The organism is Burkholderia sp. Ac-20344 (genome assembly GCF_017104975.1).
Taxonomy (GTDB): domain Bacteria; phylum Pseudomonadota; class Gammaproteobacteria; order Burkholderiales; family Burkholderiaceae; genus Burkholderia.
In genome coordinates, this window is record NZ_JAAGPP010000004.1 from 79,891 (window position 1) to 98,239 (window position 18,349).

At 67.7% G+C, this 18,349-nt stretch carries 14 protein-coding genes; 5 read left to right on the forward strand and 9 right to left on the reverse strand.

What is annotated here, in order from left to right; all coding sequences use genetic code 11:
* Window positions 1-14: 14 nt before the first annotated feature.
* From narJ to G3N64_RS02595, 3 genes are read right to left on the reverse strand one after another with little or no spacing between them, the layout of a single operon-like run.
* Entirely contained in the window at window positions 15-710 is a 696-nt protein-coding gene (gene narJ / locus G3N64_RS02585; RefSeq protein ID WP_205782247.1) for a nitrate reductase molybdenum cofactor assembly chaperone, read from the reverse strand.
* On the reverse strand, window positions 710-2,239 hold the full coding sequence (gene narH, locus G3N64_RS02590; RefSeq protein ID WP_205782200.1) for a nitrate reductase subunit beta: 1,530 nt from the start codon (window positions 2,237-2,239) through the stop codon (window positions 710-712). The genes narJ and narH overlap by 1 nt, the downstream gene beginning before the upstream one ends.
* The gene (locus tag G3N64_RS02595) at window positions 2,236-6,000 is read right to left on the reverse strand and encodes a nitrate reductase subunit alpha (RefSeq protein WP_205782201.1); all 3,765 of its coding nucleotides are present in this window, start codon (window positions 5,998-6,000) and stop codon (window positions 2,236-2,238) included. The genes narH and G3N64_RS02595 overlap by 4 nt, the downstream gene beginning before the upstream one ends.
* Window positions 6,001-6,424: 424 nt before the next feature.
* Here G3N64_RS02595 and G3N64_RS02600 point away from each other — a divergent pair, with 424 nt between their 5' ends.
* Window positions 6,425-7,609 (forward strand): tetratricopeptide repeat protein, encoded by a 1,185-nt coding sequence (locus G3N64_RS02600; protein WP_205782202.1) that lies wholly within the window; start codon window positions 6,425-6,427, stop codon window positions 7,607-7,609.
* Window positions 7,610-7,718: 109 nt separating this feature from the next.
* On the opposite strand, the gene G3N64_RS02605 is transcribed toward G3N64_RS02600, so the two are convergent.
* Window positions 7,719-7,910 carry a DUF2964 family protein gene (locus tag G3N64_RS02605; RefSeq protein WP_205782203.1) on the reverse strand — a complete coding sequence of 64 codons (192 nt, stop codon included), beginning with the start codon at window positions 7,908-7,910 and terminating at the stop codon, window positions 7,719-7,721.
* Window positions 7,911-7,925: 15 nt separating this feature from the next.
* Window positions 7,926-8,405: a universal stress protein gene (locus tag G3N64_RS02610; RefSeq protein ID WP_205782204.1), complete on the reverse strand. Its 480-nt coding sequence runs from the start codon at window positions 8,403-8,405 to the stop codon at window positions 7,926-7,928.
* Between the two features lie 295 nt (window positions 8,406-8,700).
* Between G3N64_RS02610 and G3N64_RS02615 the strand changes: the two genes are divergently transcribed.
* The gene (locus tag G3N64_RS02615) at window positions 8,701-9,462 is read left to right on the forward strand and encodes a fumarylacetoacetate hydrolase family protein (RefSeq protein WP_205782205.1); all 762 of its coding nucleotides are present in this window, start codon (window positions 8,701-8,703) and stop codon (window positions 9,460-9,462) included.
* Window positions 9,463-9,994: 532 nt separating this feature from the next.
* Window positions 9,995-11,407, forward strand: coding sequence for a 3-deoxy-D-arabino-heptulosonate 7-phosphate synthase (locus G3N64_RS02620; protein WP_205782206.1), 1,413 nt, complete (start codon window positions 9,995-9,997; stop codon window positions 11,405-11,407).
* Window positions 11,408-11,452: 45 nt separating this feature from the next.
* On the opposite strand, the gene G3N64_RS02625 is transcribed toward G3N64_RS02620, so the two are convergent.
* From G3N64_RS02625 to G3N64_RS02635, 3 genes are all read right to left on the reverse strand, one after another.
* Entirely contained in the window at window positions 11,453-12,505 is a 1,053-nt protein-coding gene (locus G3N64_RS02625) for an AraC family transcriptional regulator (RefSeq protein WP_205782207.1), read from the reverse strand.
* Between the two features lie 148 nt (window positions 12,506-12,653).
* A complete protein-coding gene (locus G3N64_RS02630; RefSeq protein WP_205782208.1) occupies window positions 12,654-12,986 on the reverse strand; it encodes a hypothetical protein in 333 nt (110 codons plus the stop codon).
* Between the two features lie 32 nt (window positions 12,987-13,018).
* Window positions 13,019-14,527 carry a hypothetical protein gene (locus G3N64_RS02635; protein WP_205782209.1) on the reverse strand — a complete coding sequence of 503 codons (1,509 nt, stop codon included), beginning with the start codon at window positions 14,525-14,527 and terminating at the stop codon, window positions 13,019-13,021.
* A gap of 457 nt (window positions 14,528-14,984) precedes the next feature.
* Here G3N64_RS02635 and G3N64_RS02640 point away from each other — a divergent pair, with 457 nt between their 5' ends.
* Window positions 14,985-17,156, forward strand: coding sequence for a hypothetical protein (locus G3N64_RS02640; RefSeq protein ID WP_205782210.1), 2,172 nt, complete (start codon window positions 14,985-14,987; stop codon window positions 17,154-17,156).
* A gap of 7 nt (window positions 17,157-17,163) precedes the next feature.
* Window positions 17,164-17,880 carry a DUF3142 domain-containing protein gene (locus tag G3N64_RS02645; protein ID WP_205782211.1) on the forward strand — a complete coding sequence of 239 codons (717 nt, stop codon included), beginning with the start codon at window positions 17,164-17,166 and terminating at the stop codon, window positions 17,878-17,880.
* Between the two features lie 43 nt (window positions 17,881-17,923).
* On the opposite strand, the gene G3N64_RS02650 is transcribed toward G3N64_RS02645, so the two are convergent.
* On the reverse strand, window positions 17,924-18,298 hold the full coding sequence (locus G3N64_RS02650) for a gamma-glutamylcyclotransferase family protein (protein WP_205782212.1): 375 nt from the start codon (window positions 18,296-18,298) through the stop codon (window positions 17,924-17,926).
* Window positions 18,299-18,349: the final 51 nt, after the last annotated feature.

The window sequence follows — 18,349 nt, forward strand, 5'->3', positions numbered from 1 at the left end:
TTGGACCGGCGCGCCTATGCGCGCCGCGCAGGCCGTTGATCGTAGAAGCGCACCGGTTCCTCCACCGGCGTGGCCGCGCCGACGAAGCGCACGGCCTCGTCCGCATACGACGCGTCGAGCGCGCGGTAGTCGGCGGCGCTCGGCCGCTCGGCGGCCACGTCGTCTGCGGCGGTGTCCTGCGTGTCGAGCGGCGTCAGGCCGGCCATCGGCAGCAGCGCCCCGACGACGAAGCCGTAATGGCTGCCGCGCTGCGCGAGCTGGCCGGCAAGCGCGCGCAGGATCTCGCCGGTTTCGGCAAGCAGCTTGCGTGCATCGAGCGCCGGCAGCCGCGACAGGTATTCGAGGAACACGGGCAGGTAGTCGGGCAGTTCGCCCTGGTTCAGGAACAGCCCGTGCCGCTCGTACATCTGCAGCAGGTCGACCATCGCCTGCCCGCGGTCGCGCGATTCGCCGTGCACGTGCTCGAACAGGTACAGCGACGTCGCGCGGCCCCGGTCGAACAGCCCGACGTAGTTTTCCTGCAGCGTCAGCAGATCGCGTTCGCGCACGTACGCCAGGAACCGGTCGAGGCCCGCGCGCACCGTTTTCGGTAGGCGCGCGTGCTCGCGCAGGTGAGCGTCGATCGAGTCGAGCGCGGCGACGAGCGCCTCGTCGGGATAGTCAAGCAGCGCCGCAAGCGCCGCATAGGTCGGATCGGGTGCGGTGCGCATCATCGGGAAGCCTCGTGGATCGGAATCGTCTTGCCGCCCTTCCTCGGGCTGAACAGGCTCGCCCCGGAACGGCCGTCCGAGCAGCCGTTGCCGAACGAGAAGCCGCACGACGCGCGCAGGTCGTACGCGTTCTCCGCGTACTCGCGATGCGTCGTCGGGATCACGAAACGATCCTCGTAGTTCGCGATCGCGAGATAGCGGTACATCTCCTCGACCTGCGCGAGCGACAGCCCGACCTGGTCGAGCACGCCGCGCGCATCGATGCCGTCCACGTGGCGCGCGCGCATGAACGCGCGCATCGCGAGCAGCCGTTCGAGCGCGAGCTTCACGGGCGCCTCGTCGCCGGCCGTCAGCAGGTTCGCGAGATAGCGCAACGGGATGCGCAGCGACTCGACGTCCGGCAGGTAGCCGTTCATCCCGAGCACGCCGCTGTTCGCGGCCGCGTTGATCGGCGACAGCGGCGGCACATACCACACCATCGGCAACGTCCGGTATTCCGGATGCAGCGGGAACGCGATCTTCCAGTCGATCGCCATCTTGTAGGTCGGCGAGCGCCGCGCGGCATCGATCCACGCGGCCGGCACGCCGTCGCGTTCGGCCTGCGCGATCACGGCCGGGTCGTCCGGATCGAGGAACAGCGACAGCTGCGCTTCGTACAGGTCCTTCTCGTTCTCGGCGCTGGCCGCCTCGCCGATCCGGTCGGCGTCGTACAGCAGCACGCCGAGATAGCGGATGCGGCCCACGCAGGTTTCCGAGCATACGGTCGGCTGGCCGGCCTCGATGCGCGGATAGCAGAAGATGCACTTCTCGGCCTTGCCGCTCTGCCAGTTGTAGTAGATCTTCTTGTACGGGCAGCCCGACACGCACATGCGCCAGCCGCGGCACTTGTCCTGGTCGATCAGCACGATGCCGTCTTCCTCGCGCTTGTAGATCGAACCCGACGGGCACGACGCGACGCACGCCGGGTTCAGGCAGTGCTCGCACAGGCGCGGCAGATACATCATGAAGGTGTTCTCGAACTGCCCGTAGATGTCCTTCTGCACGCCTTCGAAGTTGGTATCCTTCGCGCGCTTCTCGAACTCGCCGCCGAGGATTTCCTCCCAGTTCGGCCCCCATTCGATCTTCTCGAGCCGCTGGCCGCTGATCACCGAACGCGGCCGCGCGACCGGCATCGCGCGCGTATTGCCGGCCTCCTGCAGATGCGCGTAGTCGAACGTGAACGGCTCGTAGTAATCGTCGATCTCGGGCAGGTGCGGATTCGCAAAGATCTGCGCGAGCAGCCGCCACTTGCTGCCGAGGCGAGGCTCGATCCTGCCGTCCGCGCGCCGCTGCCAGCCGCCGCGCCAGCGGTCCTGGTTCTCCCAGTCCTTCGGGTAGCCGATGCCCGGTTTCGTCTCCACGTTGTTGAACCACGCGTACTCCATCCCCTCGCGGCTCGTCCACACGTTCTTGCAGGTCACCGAGCACGTATGGCAGCCGATGCACTTGTCGAGGTTCAGCACCATCGCGATCTGTGCGCGTACCTTCATGACGTTTCTCCTTCGCGGGCACCCTGTGTCGCCGTGGCGGCGTCTTCACCATCGAGCCAGTCGATCCTGTTCATCCTGCGCACGATCAGGAACTCGTCGCGATTCGAGCCGACCGTGCCGTAGTAATTGAAGCCGTACGCGAGCTGCGCGTAGCCGCCGATCATGTGGGTCGGCTTCAGCGCGATGCGCGTGACCGAGTTGTGGATGCCGCCGCGCGTGCCGGTGATCTCGGAGCCCGGCGTGTTCACGATCTTCTCCTGCGCGTGGTACATCATCACCATCCCGGACGGAATCCGCTGGCTGACCACGGCCCGCGCGCACAGCGCGCCGTTCGAGTTGTAGCACTCGATCCAGTCGTTATCGACCGCGCCGATCGCCTTCGCATCGTCCTCCGACATCCACACGATCGGGCCGCCGCGCGACAGCGTCAGCATCAGCAGGTTGTCCGTGTAGGTGCTGTGGATCCCCCACTTCTGGTGCGGCGTCAGGAAGTTCAGCACCCGTTCGGGGTTGCCGTTCGAACGCGTGCCGACCATGTGCGCGTAACTGCCCGTATCGACCGGCGGCTTGTACGCGCACAGCGATTCGCCGAACGCACGCATCCACGCATGATCCTGGTAGAGCTGCTGGCGGCCGGTCATCGTGCGCCACGGCACCAGCTCGTGCACGTTCACGTAGCCGGCGTTGTACGACACATGCTCGGATTCGATCCCGCTCCACGTCGGCGACGAGATGATCTTGCGCGGCTGCGCCTGGATGTCGCGGAAGCGGATCTTCTCGTCCGCGCGCGCGGCGGCCAGGTGCGTATGGTCGATGCCCGTGATGCCGGACAGCGCGCGCCACGCCTTCACCGCCACTTCGCCGTTGGTCTCGGGCGCGAGTGCGAGGATCACCTCGGCCGCGTCGAGCGCCGTGTCGATGCGCGGGCGCCCTTGCGCCGCGCCGTCGGCCACCTTGTAGTTGAGTTCGCCGAGCAGCTTCACTTCGTCCTTCGTGTCCCAGCCGATGCCCTTGCCGCCGTTGCCGAGCTTGTCCATCAACGGCCCGAGCGACGTGAAGCGCGCGTAGGTGTTCGGATAGTCGCGCTCGACGACGGTCACGTTCGGCATCGTGCGGCCCGGCACCGGCTCGCATTCGCCGCGCTTCCAGTCCTGCACGTCGAACGGCTGCGCGAGCTCGCCCGGCGTGTCGTGCGCGATCGGTGCGAGCACGACGTCGCGCTCGACGCCCAGATGCCCGCCGCACAGCGCGGAGAAGCGCTTCGCGATCCCCTTGAAGATCTCCCAGTCGCTCTTCGATTCCCACGCGGGATCGACGGCCGCAGACAGCGGGTGGATGAACGGGTGCATGTCGGACGTGTTCATGTCGTCCTTCTCGTACCACGTCGCGGTGGGCAGCACGACGTCCGAGTACATGCAGGTCGTCGACATCCGGAAGTCGAGCGTCACGAGCAGGTCGAGCTTGCCGCGCGGCGCGTCGTCGCGCCACGTCACTTCCTCGGGACGCGTACCGCCCGTCGCGCCGAGATCCTCGCCCTGCACGCCGTGGGTGGTGCCGAGCAGGTGCTTCAGGAAATATTCGTGCCCCTTGCCCGACGAGCCGAGCAGGTTCGAGCGCCACACGAACAGGTTGCGCGGGAAATTTTCCGGCGCATCGGGATCCTCGCTCGCCATCTTCAGCGTGCCTGCCTTCAGTTGCCGCGCGACCTCCGCGCCGGCATGCGCGGGATCGTCGAGCGCCGCGCCGACCTTCAGCGGATTCACCGCGAGCTGCGGCGCGGACGGCAGCCAGCCCATCCGCTCCGCGCGCACGTTGTAGTCGATCGGCGCGCCGTGGAACTGCGACTTGTCCGCGAGCGGCGACAGCAGCGTGGCCGGGTCCATCGGGTCGTAACGCCACTGGTCGGTGTGCGCGTAGAAGAACGACGTCGAATTCATCTGGCGCGGCGGGCGGCTCCAGTCGAGCGCGCCCGACAACACCGTCCAGCCCGTCTGCGGGCGCAGCTTCTCCTGGCCCACGTAGTGCGACCAGCCGCCGCCCGGCTTGCCGACGCAGCCGCACATGATCAGCATGTTCATGATCGCGCGGTACGACATGTCCATGTGGAACCAGTGGTTGATCCCCGCGCCGATGATCACCATCGACTTGCCCTGCGTCTTGTGCGCGTTCTCCGCGAACTGCCGCGCGACCGAGATCACGTCCGCACGCTTCACGCCGGTGATCGTTTCCTGCCACGCCGGCGTGTACGGCAGGTCGTCGTCGTAGCTCGCGGCCACGTCGCGCCCGCCCAGCCCCTGGTCGAGCCCGTAGTTCGCGACGAACAGGTCGTAGACGGTCGCGACGAGCAGGTCGCCGTTGCGCGTCGCGATGCGCCGCGCGCCGATCCGGCGCGACAGCTCGGACGTGTGCTGCGTCGAGTTGAAATGCGCGTGCGGCTGGTTGCCGAAATAGGGGAACAGCACGTCGACGACTTCGTCGTGCACGGCCGTGCACGACAGCCGCGGCGCGAGCGCCGCGCCCTTCGACGTCTCGCCGCGCAAGTTCCACTTGCCCTTGTCGGCTTCGTCCTGCTGCCCCCAGCGGAACCCCACCGAGCCGACCGGCACGACGAACTCGCCGGTCGCAGCGTCGATCATCACGGTCTTCCAGTCCGGATGCGCGGCCTCGTCGAGCGCATCGTCGAAGTCGGATGCGCGCACGAGGCGTTCGGGTACGTAGCCGTCGCCGTGCCGCACAAGGCGCACGAGGCACGGCATGTCGGTATAGCGCTTGCAGTAGTCGGCGAAGTAGTCGCTCTTCCCCGCAAGATGGAACTCCTTGAGGATCACATGCCCCATCGCGAGCGCGAGCGCCGCATCGGTGCCCTGCTTCGGGTGCAGCCACAGGTCGCCAAATTTCGCGCCTTCCGAGTAATCGGGGAACACCGACACGACCTTGGTGCCGCGATAGCGCGCCTCGACGAGGAAGTGCGCGTCCGGCGTGCGCGTCTGCGGGACATTGGAGCCCCACATCATGATGAACGTCGAGTTGTACCAGTCGGCCGATTCCGGCACGTCGGTCTGCTCGCCCCAGGTCTGCGGCGACGCGGGCGGCAGGTCGCAATACCAGTCGTAGAAGCTCAGGCACACGCCGCCGATCAGCGACAGGTAGCGCGAACCTGCCGCATACGACACCATCGACATCGCCGGAATCGGCGAGAAGCCGACCACGCGATCGGGGCCGTGCCGCTCGACGGTGTGCACGTTGGCCGCCGCGACGATCTCGTTGACCTCGTCCCAGCTCGCGCGCACGAAGCCGCCGAGCCCGCGGCGGCGCTGGTACGAGCGGCGTGCTTCGTCGTCCTCGACGATCGAGCGCCACGCTTCGACCGGGCCGAGCGTGCGGCGGCGCTCGCGCCACAGCTTCACGAGCGCGCTGCGCACCATCGGATGCTTCAGGCGGTTCGCGCTATACAGGTACCAGGAGTAGGACGCACCGCGCGAGCAGCCGCGCGGCTCGTGGTTCGGCATGTCGGGGCGCGTGCGCGGATAGTCGGTCTGCTGGGTTTCCCAGGTGACGATCCCGCCTTTCACATAGACCTTCCACGAGCACGAGCCCGTGCAGTTCACGCCATGGGTCGAGCGGACGATCTTGTCGTGCTGCCAGCGCATCCGGTAGCCGTCTTCCCATTTTCGGTCTTCTTCCGTGACGGCGCCGTGTCCGTCGGAGAAGCGTGGCCTCGTGGTGGAAAAATAACGCAATCTGTCCAGGAAATGACTCATGGGGATCTCGTTTTTCCGGTCTTTTGGCAGACCCTGATTATTTAAGGAGGTGAAATAGCGGATGTAAAGGCCGATCGGATTGCGATCGTTTCGCCCTTTTTACCGCGGTCGAATCGATTGTCGTGCGGATCGACATATCATGACTTGATACAAATCACGATATCGTTGATCCGCGCGCAACGACGAAACAAAATGGGGAGCGAGCGCTCGACACGGCCTGCTATGCTGCGCACTGCATTCGCGCGTCATCCGTCCGCCGCTTCCTCGCATCACGTTGCGGCGCGCAGGTTCCGCATTGAATTGCGCTGGACGATCCAGCGATCCGTATCGGTATTCGCAGCTGGATATCGAAGGTCGCGCAGGTCGTTCAGTGTTTTTCCGGCCGTCGGTCAATAACATCCTTACCAATAAGAACCGCAATTTCATGACATCCCGCCTTCTCGCCGCGCTCGTTGCCGCGGCCTTGAGCTGTACCGCCCTGCCCGCCGCTTACGCGCGCACCTATATCGCGCCGACGGCGTCGCTCGGAAAAGGGGCTTACGTTCACCAGTTCGTGCTGCGCGACCCCATCACGCACCAGCCGCTGCCGAATGCGCGCTACCGGCTGTTCCTGCCCGGTCAGGTCATCGCGGGGCTGCCCGTCAAGCCGGATCAGCACGACAGCGTGATCTTCGGCACGACCGACGCGGCCGGGCGCACCGTCCGGGTCCGGCTGCCGAAATTGCATCCGGAGAAGCAGTGGGTGTTCAACCCGATCGTCGGCGACGGCGATCTGGGCGAATCGTTCCGGCTGGTCGAGCCGGGCGGCTCGGCGCCGATCGGCCATTTCCCGTACGTGCTGGACGTGGAGAACGAATATCTGGCGTGCGGCTATTCGGATGCGAACGGCTACACCTACTACGCGCAATCGCGCACGCCGCGAAACGTCAATCTTTACGCCGGCGCGCTGGCCGGGACGGCCGACACCGACTGGTGCGCGGGCCCGGGCTTGACCATCGCGAACAGCGCGAACGCCCCAGGTGCGCCCGACCTGTACACGCAATACCTCGGCAGCCTGGTCGCCAACGGCGATCGGATCAGCAGCGAATTGCGGCAGCAGATCGTCGCCAAGCTGCTGTCGCTCGCGATCGCCGAACGCGACGCGGGCCGCGTGGCCGCCGCGCTCGATCTCGACCGGATTCCAGGCGACCGCCTGAACGACATCGGCTATCGGCTCGCCGACGCCGGCGTCGCAGTCGAGCGCGGGCTCGCGATGATCGACGCGCATCTCGCGGAATCGCCGGACGATGCGTATGCGCTCGACAGCAAGGGTTGGGCGCTGTATCGCCTCGGTCGCAACGACGAAGCGCTCGCATGGTTCGACCGGTCGATCGCGATCTTCGCGAAGGACGGCGACACGAACAAGGATGCGCGCGAAGCCTATGCGATCGGGCTCACGCACAAGGGTGAAGTGCTGTGGAAACTGGGCCGCGAGGATGACGCGCGGGACGCGTTCGCGCAGGCGCGAAAGCTTCAGCCGAAGAACGAGGAACTGGAGGAAACGTTGAAGCGCCTGGCAATACAGATCGGGCAGGTCGACGCGAAGGCGCCGGGCACCACCCGCGAGTAAGTGGCAAGTGGAGCAACGGCGCGCCAGCAGCTAGCGCCGGTCTTGCGGAAAGCGGTGCCGGCTGCTTCCGGCACCGTCGGCCGGACGAAGCCGGCCGGGCCCGCCCGCGTCACTCCTCGCCTTTCGCGCCCGGATTGAGCATCACGACGAAGCCGGCCACGCCGGCGACCAGCGCGATCGCGCCGCCGCGCAGCGCCATCGTGTTGTCGAACAGCAGCCCCGACACGACGGCCATCATCCCTGCGAGCGACACGAACACGGCAATCGCCGCGACGACGATCCGGTACTGGCGACGTATCATCGTGCCTCCGCCGCGTCAGGCAGCGGCAGCCGAAGCCGCTACGCCGGCGTCGTCGCCGCGAATCAGCAGCACCGGGCACTTCGAGCCGCGCACGAAGCGCTCGGCGACACTGCCGAGCAGCACGCGCCGGATACCGCGCCGCCCGTGCGTGCCGACCACCGCGAGATCGATCCCGCGTTCCTTCACGTAGCGCTGCAGGCGTTCCGCGATGTCCTCGCCGATGCTCTCGGTCTCGACGAGTTCTGCCTCGCCCTTCGCGCCGGCCAGCGCGATGACCTGTTCGGCTTCGCGCAGCACCTTGCGCCCCTCGTCGCGGATTTCCTCGACCAGTGCGTGCGGGTCGAAACGGCCCGCGTAAGTGAACAGCACCGACTTGTCCACCACATACACGACGCTGACGTGCGCGTCGCCTGCCAGCGCGACCTTCACTGCCTCGGCAAGCGCCTGTTTCGACGAAGCGCTGCCGTCGACGGCCACCATGATCTTCTCGTACATGCGAACCTCGCTGGGGTGATGTGCCGCGCGTCTGATCGCGCACGGCCTGTCACCATCATCGGCGGATGGCGGGTTCGACTGTTGACGGACGTCAAGGTCGACCGGGGCCCGCACATGCGGCGAAACGCCGCGACGGGAGGTCGAACCCTTGCGTCGCGGCAACGTTCCGAAGCCGGGTGACAAGGCAGCCGACCATGTGCGATCGAGCGGCCAACGCGCCGAAAGCGCTATCATCGAACGTGCGACTTTCGTCCGGCCCTTATTTGCCGGCCCACTTTCAACTCGCTCAACCGACATGACAACGACTACCGAACGCGTGGACGGCGCCGCCCAGCATCTCGTCGCCGCCCGCCATGCCGGCTCGCCCGGCCCGCTGCTGCCCGATGCGCTGCGTCCCGAGAACGTCGAAACCGCGCTCGCGATCCAGCAGCGCGTGGCCGACCTGCTCGGCGAATCCATCGGCGGATGGAAATGCGCGCTGCCGCCGCCCGACCGCGTGATCCTCGCGCCGATCTTCGCGTCGACGATCCGCGAGGCCGATGCGCCGTACCGCGTCGTCGGCGGGCCGATCGTGCGGATCGAACCGGAAATCGCGTTCGTGCTCGATCGCGACCTGCCCGCGCGCGAACAGCCGTACGATGAACAGGACGTGCGCGACGCGATCCGCGAAGTGCGCATCGTGCTCGAAGTGCTCGGCTGCCGCTATGCGGAGCCTACGCGCGCGTCGAAGTTCGAGCTGCTGGCCGACGGGCAATTCAACCAGGGGCTGTGTGTCGGCCCGGTCGTGCCCGACGGGCTGAACGTGCCGCTCGAGACGCTGGCGCTGTCGTTCGAAGGCGCGCTGAACCGCACGATCGACGGCCGCCATCCGGACGGCGATCCGCTGCAGCCGCTGGTGTGGCTCGTCAATTTCCTCGCGTCGCGCGGCGACGCCGTGCGCGCCGGGCAGATCGTGACGACCGGTTCGTACGCGGGTGCGATCGACGTGCCGCTCGGCGATGCGCTGACGGTGCGCTTCGGCGAACTCGGCAGCCTGTCGGTGACGCTGACGGCGTGATGTGTGCGGCATGGGGGCACGGCTGACCGGGCCGACTGGCCGCGGCGCGATGGCCGAGATCCACGCGCGAGCCGGCGGCCGGCGCCGCGGGGGGCCGCCCATTGAACGATCCCCCGTAGATCGCGGCGCCCGCGCAGCAGACGGTCGCCGCGACGATCGCCGGTTGCGGCACGAGTTGCCGCCCGAATCCTTCGAACGCGCTGACGCCGACTACCCGCGAGATGCCGACCCGCCCCGCGACGATGCCGAACAGCTTCCGCGGCGCCAGCGGTTCACGGCGGGGTCGGGATTGGCCCGTTCGGCGTGGGCCGCGTAAGCAGACGATGCCGATGGCCTGGCGCGAACGCTTCAGCGTGACGCGAAACGTGGATTGCCTGTGTCGAGGACGGGTCCATCGAATCCCGGTCATCACACGTCGTTGCCGCAACACCGCCTGCCTGCATCTTCAGTGCGGCGTGATAACGTTGCACAACATCGCGCGCACCGGGCCGCCCCGCCGGGCACACACACCGCTTTCACGCCGATACCGAACATGTCGCTGACACCGCTTCCTGCCCTGCTCGACGAAACCCTGCGCACCGTTACGCGCCGCTACCGGCTGCCGCCGCTCGACAGCACGGCGTCGCCGGCCGACGCCGCGCCCCCGGCCGCCACGCTTGCAATCGTGATCGAGGAAGCGCGCCGGATGCGGAGCGACGGACAATCCCCTGGCGCGGCATTGCGGCAGCGCTTCATCGACGCCCTCGCGCAGATGATCCGCGATGCGATGGATACGCAATCCGGCGACCCCGCATTCCAGGCCGCAGTGCTGCGGCACGATGCGCCGAGCGTGCGCGAATACGCGTCGTTGTCCGCGCACGCCGAGCAGGACCGTCGCGCACTGCACTCGGCCGTCAATGCGATCGCACATCCGGCCAAGCTCGAGCGCAGCGCCCGGCCGTGGCAACGCGACGGGCTCGCGCGGCTGCATGCGGCCGCCGCTGCCGCGTCGTGGGCGGAGCTGCACGACTCGCTGCGGCACCTGCTCGCGCTGCCCGACATGGCGAACGACGCCGCGTTCGAGCAGGACATCGTCAAGCTGAAGGACAGCCCCGCGCTCGAACGCATGCTGCGCGTCAACGCGCTGGCATCGGACGAGCACGTGCGCCGCTACCGAGCGCTCTGGGTGCGCCAGGGTCCGCTCGAAGGCAGCACGGTCGCCGTCGCGCAGGGTGTCGCGTCGCAACGGCGCGGCGCAGCCGTCGAAGCGCAGGCCGCGCAGGCGCTCGACGCGCTGGCCAGCCGGCTCGACGCCGCCGATGCACACCGCACGTACCGGGTAGTGACGTCGATGCGCGTGCCGTCGTCGATACCAGGCCGGCACGATCGCGCGAAAACCGAATGGGACGCGATCCTGCTCGAACGCACGCGCGGCGATGATCCCGCGCCCGTGTGGAACGTGCGCTTCCTCGTCGAAGCGAAAGCGTCCGCGGATGCCGCGACGACCGATCTGCCGCGGCTGCTGCGCGGCCTGAACCTGCTCGCGCAGGCCGACCCGGACACGATCTATGCGTTCGAGACGCACCAGGGCACGGTGCGCGTGCACGGCGCGTCGCTGCGCGCGCTGACGACCGATGAAGCGACGCTGCCACGGGAAGTGCTCTATTGCTGCGATGCGTCCGCCGACGCGACGCCGCGCCTGCTGGGCGCCGCCAGCCGGATGCAGCTGCTGTCGGCGCAGGCCAGCCTCGAATACGCGAGCGCGCTCGCGCAGCGGCCGGATGCCGATCCGGGCGGCCTCGGCGTCGTCTGGCACGCGCTGCTGACGCTGCCGCAATGGCATGCCGTGCTGCACCAGTACCCGTCGTTGCGACAGGTCCGCGAGCTGATGGCGGCGATCGACGATTTCCGGGCCGCGATCGACGATGTCGATGAAGGCGGGGTGGCCAGCAGCGTGTACGCGTGACGCACGAAACGAACCGCCGCACGGCGGCCGGAGCGTGCCGCCCACTCAGTTGGTGAGCACGCCGAACGGCAGCGTCCATCCCGCCAGCCGGCCGCCATCCGCCCATCGATCCTCGGCCGTACCGCACGGCAGCAGAACCGGCGCGGCCGCGCACTCGAGCGTTTCCTTCGGCGTATGGCCGAACTCCGCCTTGAACAGCCGGTGGAAATACTTCTCGTCGGGAAAGCCGTGCGCCCACGCGATTTCCGCGATCCGCTGATGCCGGCGCTGCGGGTCGCCCAGCACGTGGTACGCGTGACGCAGCCGCCGGCGCGTGATCTGCCGCATCACGCCGCCGTCTTCCTTGAACAGTTGATAGAGCCGCGCTCTCGACACGCCGATGTCGCGGCAGATCCGATCGGGATCGAGGTCGGGCTCGAGCAGATGCACGTCGATGTAGCGCCGGACCCGCTCGGCCAGCGCACCGTCGATCGGGGTACGTGCGTCGTTCAGCGCCTGCGCGGTCGGGGAAACGGCCGCGGCCAGCAGCAGCAACGTCGCTTGCACGACGCTCGGGATCTCGTGCGTGCGCAGATTCGGCAGATTGCGGAACAGCGACAGCATGTGGTCGCCGAGCAGCCGCCCGACACCGCTCGTCAACGTCTGGCCGTGCGCCTGCGCCGCATGGCTCGGCAGCAGGTACCTGGGCACGACCAGGCTGATCACGTCGCCCGCCTCGACCCGGCAGTCGTTGACCTGCGCGACGTCGTAGACGAACACGTCGCCGGCGCCCTTGATCAGTTCGGGCCCGCCGGTGTGGCTGGCCAGCCGCCCGCCGAGCAGCAGCGTGAAGCGGATCGAATCCTGGCCGTCGAGCCGGATCCGCCGCGTGGTCCGGTTGACCCGATACGCCGGCGCGCGCGATCGCCAATGCCGGCCCGACAGGATCAGCGGGCCGAGCGCCGCGCCGCTCGCTTCCGCGTCGAACGCGCCGTGGCCGCCGCCGTCATCCAGACGGTAGTCGCACAGCATGTCCTTGACCCAGACGTGGAACCGGTCCTGCTCGGGGTAGTCGATCGTGCGAAACTTGAAAACAGGGACGAATGCCGCTTGATCCATGACAGTTTTTTTATCGAGCCGACACGAGGGGATAGATCGGTTCGTCGATTATCGGACCAAATTGCGCCGGCGCAAGGCCGGCGCGGCATATCGTCCACAGAAGCGGCCGACCGGCGCCCCGCGACGGGCGCCGTCGATCTCGCGGCCATCAGCGTTGCGGATGGCATTCCCAGTTGTTGTACGTCGGCCGATCGATCGGCGTGAGCCCCGGAATCATGAACACCGTACAGCCGAAACGCCGCCCCTTGCCGGTCGTCGCGTCGTAACTGACCTTCTGGCCGCCCAGCCCGTCCTTCTTCCCGTACAGCACGTTGGCGATCGCGATCTCGTCCGACGACGCGAGCCCGAGCGTCTTCGCGGTCGACGTCTGCACGTCGACCATGTTCATCTGCGTCGACCCGCACGCGGACAACACGAGGCCGGCGACCGCGGCACCCAGCACGGTCCGCAAGGTGACCGTGCACTTCAATGCCTTCTTCATGGCTTCTCCTTCGAATTCCCGACGCGACACGATTACGCGCCAGGCGTAAAAAAACTGGACTGGATCTGGCTGCCGATATTCGCGGCAAACCCCTGCCAGACGAGCGCCATCGCCCCCGCCGCGTTGACGGCCAGTGCCGGCCACGACCCATCCTGCGGATCGAGCGTCGACGTGCTCCATGCACCGTTCCGGTAGCCGGCCACGAGGAGGACGGACGCGTTCGGCGTGCCCGTGTCCTGCCATGCGACCGTCACGTTGCCGGCCGGGTCGATCACCAGCGGCGGGTACTGGAGCGCCGCCCCGTTCAGGTGTTCCGTCAGCTTCTGCAGCGGCCCCCAGTTTCCGCCGGCATCGGACACGCTCGCCTGCAGGACCGCGCCCCCTTCTGCCCACATCGCGGCGGCCACGCCGTTTTCGTTGACGGTCAACATCGGCGTCGCGATGAACCCCGTGGGCACCACGATCGCCGGGGCGACGGGCTGCGCGGGCTGCCATCCGGTTCCGGATACATAGCGCTGCGACATCGTGGCGGTGTAGAGCTTCCCGCCCGTCACGTCGAGTTGCCCCCAGGCCAGCGTGATGTTGCCCTTCGCATCCATGCCGGCGACCGGCGAGATGATCGTCGTGAACAGGCTCGAGTTCGATACGGCCTGGTTGACGTTGGTCCAGCCGTTGGTCGCGTCGTACGTCGCCGTCCACAGCGCCGACTTCGTATGGTTGGTCTGCCGCCACGCGAGCACCGCCCGGCCGGACGACAGGACCGACAGCATCGGCCTCACGTTGTCGGTATCGCCGGTCACGGCGCCCGGCCCGGTCTGCACCGGCATCTGGACCAGCGCCGTCGGCGACCACTGCCCGGCCTGCGTATAGCGCGTCCACGCGATGCGCGTATCGAGCAGGCTGATCGACTGCCTCCAGGTGACGAGCGCGTTGCCCTGGCTGTCCATGCCGGCCGAATAGGACGAACCGGCCATATCCGGCGCCAGTGTGACGGGCGTGCCCCATCCGCTACCCGGGCTGTACGGGCGCGCCCACAGGGCGTACGTGTTGGGGCCTGGCGTCCATTCGGTCCAGAACGCGACTGCCTGCCCGCTCGCGTTGCCGACCAGTTGCGGCTGCACCCCGGTCAGCGTGTTCATCGCATGCGAACCGTCGCTCGTGTCCAGCCGCGTAGCGCTTCCCCAGCCCGAGCCCGGCACATAGCGCGCGCCCCACATCTCGTTGCCGGTCGTGCCGGCCGTGCCATTGGTCATCCAGGTGGCGAGCGCGTTGCCGCTCGCGTCGATGGTCACGCTCGGCTGGCCTTCCGGCCCCTGGCCGTCCACCGCGGCGGCCTTCGACCAGCCGGCCTGCGGCTGCGTGGTTCCGCCGCCGCCCGTCGGGCCGCCATTCGAACCGCCACCGGGCGAGGTCGGGCCGGACGGTGAACCGGGATTGTTCGGCGACGACAACGGCGTGCCGCCGTTCGTGGCAACGTCGTCACCGCCGCATGCGGACAGCGCGAGCGCGGCTGCCATGACCATCCATGTAATGGGTTTCATCGGAATCCTCTTGTTTTCTTTTTCCGGCGTACTCTCGTCTGCCGTTCGCCGACACGACACATCGCATCGATCGGCCGATTGATAAGCAATGCTATTGAACAGGCATGGAAACCGGCATCCGTTCGCCTCCGTCCATGATCCAATCGATCGTGTGGATCGATGCGAACACCGCTTTCGGCAGACCGCCCCCGTCGGGCAGCGAGGACGACGACAGGTCGTCTATCGTCGGATGTCCGTCACTGCCGGCTGCATCTTAATTCAGGCAGTCCGGATTCAAGGTGGCGTTGCGTCTACACTGAGTGGACTTCCATTTCGCCGGCCCGCATTCGATCCGACTGCCGGCCGGCCTGCGCGCGCTCGCGGCCGGGGCCGCCGGTGCGGTACGATACGCGCCGGGGCGAAACGCCTCACCTGAGAGACCCGGCCGCTGCGGCCCCATACCCGGCACAAGAAAAAAATGCCTACCAACCCATTGCTGCACCGACACCTGCTCGCCGCGCTGGCGGCCGGCCTGTTCTGGATTCCGGCTGCCCATGCCAGCGGAGACGACGGCTGCTATGCGCCGACCACGCTCCGGCAAGCCGCTTACTCCTGCGGCAACCTGCCGATGCTGAGCCCCGCCAACGACACGCGCATCAACGCGATGCTGATGATGGTCGACAGCGCGAAGGTCGCGCAGGCGTTTCCGGATCCGAAGACCATCCCGGCGAAAGACCGGATCAACCAGATCATCGTGCCGTTTCCGATGGACTTCTCCGGATGGATCTATATCGGCCAGAAGGAACCCGACAAGACCGGCAACGCAGCGGATGCCGAAGCGCCGTCGAACCGGTACGCCGACGGCGAAGGCAGCATCTGCCGCAGCATGAGTTCGGGCGCCGACGCATTCAACGACGCGCTGGGCGGTGCCGGCGGCCTCCCCGCCGACGAAGCCGCGCGGCTGCGCGCGGCACGCGCCGACATCGCACAGAAGACCTGCGCCGCGGGCGGCGCCAGTGCCGCCTGGACGAAACCGCCGGTCAAGTCGCCGCTCGGCCAGCAGTTCGCCGCGTACCTCGACGGCACGAACGCGTTCTACCGCGCCGACTTCCTCACCGCGACCAAGGCTTTCGCGAGCGCTTCGCACAGCGCGAACCCGTGGCTGAAGGAAACCGGCCTCTATATGGCCGGGCGCGCGCAGCTGAACGCCGCGCAGGCCAATGTGTTCGACAACGACGGCCCCACGCCGTCGCGCGGCCGCGTGACGAAGGTGTCGCTCGACGCCGCGAATACGGTGTTTCGCACGTACCTGAAGGTGTATCCGCAGGGGTGTTATGCGACCTCCGCGACGGGGTTGCTGCGGCGTGTCGCGTGGCTTGGCGGGAACGTCACGCAGCAGGCCGACCTGTACGGCCACGCGCTTGCACGCTGGTCGCCGGCGACGTCGAACGTGCCGCTGATCCAGCTGGCGAACGAGCTCGACAGCAAGCTGCTGTTCGGGCCGGAATTCGACGCGCGCCAGATCCAGTCGCCGACCGTGCTCGCGACCGTCGACCTGATGCGCATGCGCGTGTCGGACAGCAGCGATTCGAGCAGCAGCAAGCCGATCACGCTGGACGAGTTGCAGGCACAGAAGCCGCGCTTCGCGAACGCGCCCGCGCTCTACGACTACCTGCTCGCGACCTGGTATGTCCAGATCGGGCACAAGCCGGACGCCGCGCTCGCGTTGCTGCCGCAGACGCCCGCCGAGCCGCTCGACTACTTCGGCCTGAGCCAGCAGGCGCTGCGCGGGTTCGCGCTGGAGGACAGCGGCCAGACCGACAAGGCACGCCAGCTGTGGCGCGACCTGATCCCGCTCGCGAAATTCCGCTTCCAGCGCGAGGCGCTGGAACTCGCGCTCGCGATCAACCTCGAGCAGGCCGGGCTCGTCAATGACGTGTTCGCCGACGATTCGCCCGTGCAGAACGCCGCGATCCGCGCGGTGCTGCTGCAACGCTCGGCCAATGCGGACCTGTTGCGCGCGCAGGCGCAAAACCAGGCGGCCGGCGGCGCGCTGCGCGACACCGCGCTGTACGCGCTGCTGTACAAGGAGCTCACGCGTTCGCACTACGCCGAGTTCATCGCCGATACCGCGCTGGTGTCCGGCACGCCGGCCGATCCGCTGAAGCCGTTCGTCGCGGCCGGCCCGCGGAAAGACGACAGCTATACGTGCCCGCCCGCGCGCGACATCGCCGCGGCACTCCAGCAGAATCCCGCCGACGCGAAAGGGTTGAACTGTCTCGCCGATTTCGTGCGCCTCAATCCGCTCGTGGCCAATCTCGAAGGCGATTCGACGCCGTGGGTGCGTTACGCGGCTCCGGCGAGCACCCCGCGCACGCCGCCGCCGACGCTCGGCAACGCGCCGTCCCAGTTCGCGGGCAAGCCGTACGAGCGGATGTCGAGCTACGTGACGGTGATGGCCGATGCGCAGGCGAACCCGAACGACCGCGCTTACGCGTACTACCGTGCGATCAAGTGCTATGCGCCGGCCGGCTCCAACGAATGCGGCGGCAAGGAGGTGCCGAAGAACGTGCGCAAGCGCTGGTTCGATACGCTGAAGGCCAGCTACGCGGGCAGCCCGTGGGCGCAGAAGCTCCGCTACTACTGGTAAGCGCCGCGTGAAGCGTATCGCGTGCGTGGCGTGCCTCGCGCTGCTGCTGGCCGGACGCGTCGCACTGGCCGGCACCGTCGACGCCGCGCGGTACGACGCGTTCTGGCTGTGGGCCGGCGTGAAGCCGCAGGCGGTCGTGCGCGACGCACGCGCCGTCTACGTGCTGCAAGGGCAAATCGAGGCATCGCCGCGGGACGAGTCGCAGGTCCGCGTGATCGCGCAGGGCGTCGCACTGCCGCCCGCCCCGCAGGCGCGCGTGTGGCTCGTCTATCGCGCGCATACGCTGCGCTGGACACCGCGCGTCACGCAGATCATGCTCGCGCAGCTCACGCGCTGGCGCGCGTCGGGCCGCACGATCACCGGCATCCAGATCGACTTCGATGCGCGCACGCGCCACCTGCAGGATTACCTCGGATTCCTGCGGTCGCTGCGCGAGACGCTGCCCGCCGATTGCCGGCTGAGCATCACGGGGCTGCTCGACTGGAGCAGCCGCATCGATACCGATCAGGTCAACCAGCTCAGGGGGATCGTCGACGAAGTGGTCGTGCAGACCTACCAGGGCCGCAGCACGATCCCCGACTACGCGGACTACCTGCCGCGCGTCGCGCGGCTGCAGTTGCCGTTTCGCATCGGCATCATCCAGGGCGGCGAATGGGACGCGCCGCCTTACCTCGCGACGAACCCGTGGTTCCGCGGCTACGTCGTGTTCCTGCGCAACGGCTAACGGGCAAAATCGCGGCGGCGTCGAGCCTGCCCGCGAACCGGATTCAATCGGGGCGTGGCGAACCCGCGCCCACGTACACCCACGCGGCGATGCCCGATTCGAGCACCACGCGATCGCGGCGATACGCGTCGACTTCGTAGTCGTCCGCGTGCTGCAGTTCTTCCTGCGTGATCGCAAATACGGTGCCGGTCACGCGGTCACCCGCTTGGCCGGTATAGGCCACCACCGGATGATGGGTCTTCCCGCTCGTCGCGACCACTTCCGGGTCGTCGATCTTCAGCATCGTCATCGCATAACCGGGCATCGCATCTTCACGACCGTCGAGCGTGCGGCCGAAGGTCGCGAGTTGCACCGGTTCGAGTTGCAACGTGCCGTATGAGAAGAGGTACTCGGAGAACGTCGAGGTGGAGCTGGACATGATTGAACTCGATAAAAGAGCTGGGGCAAACGAAGCGTAACGCAGATCGCC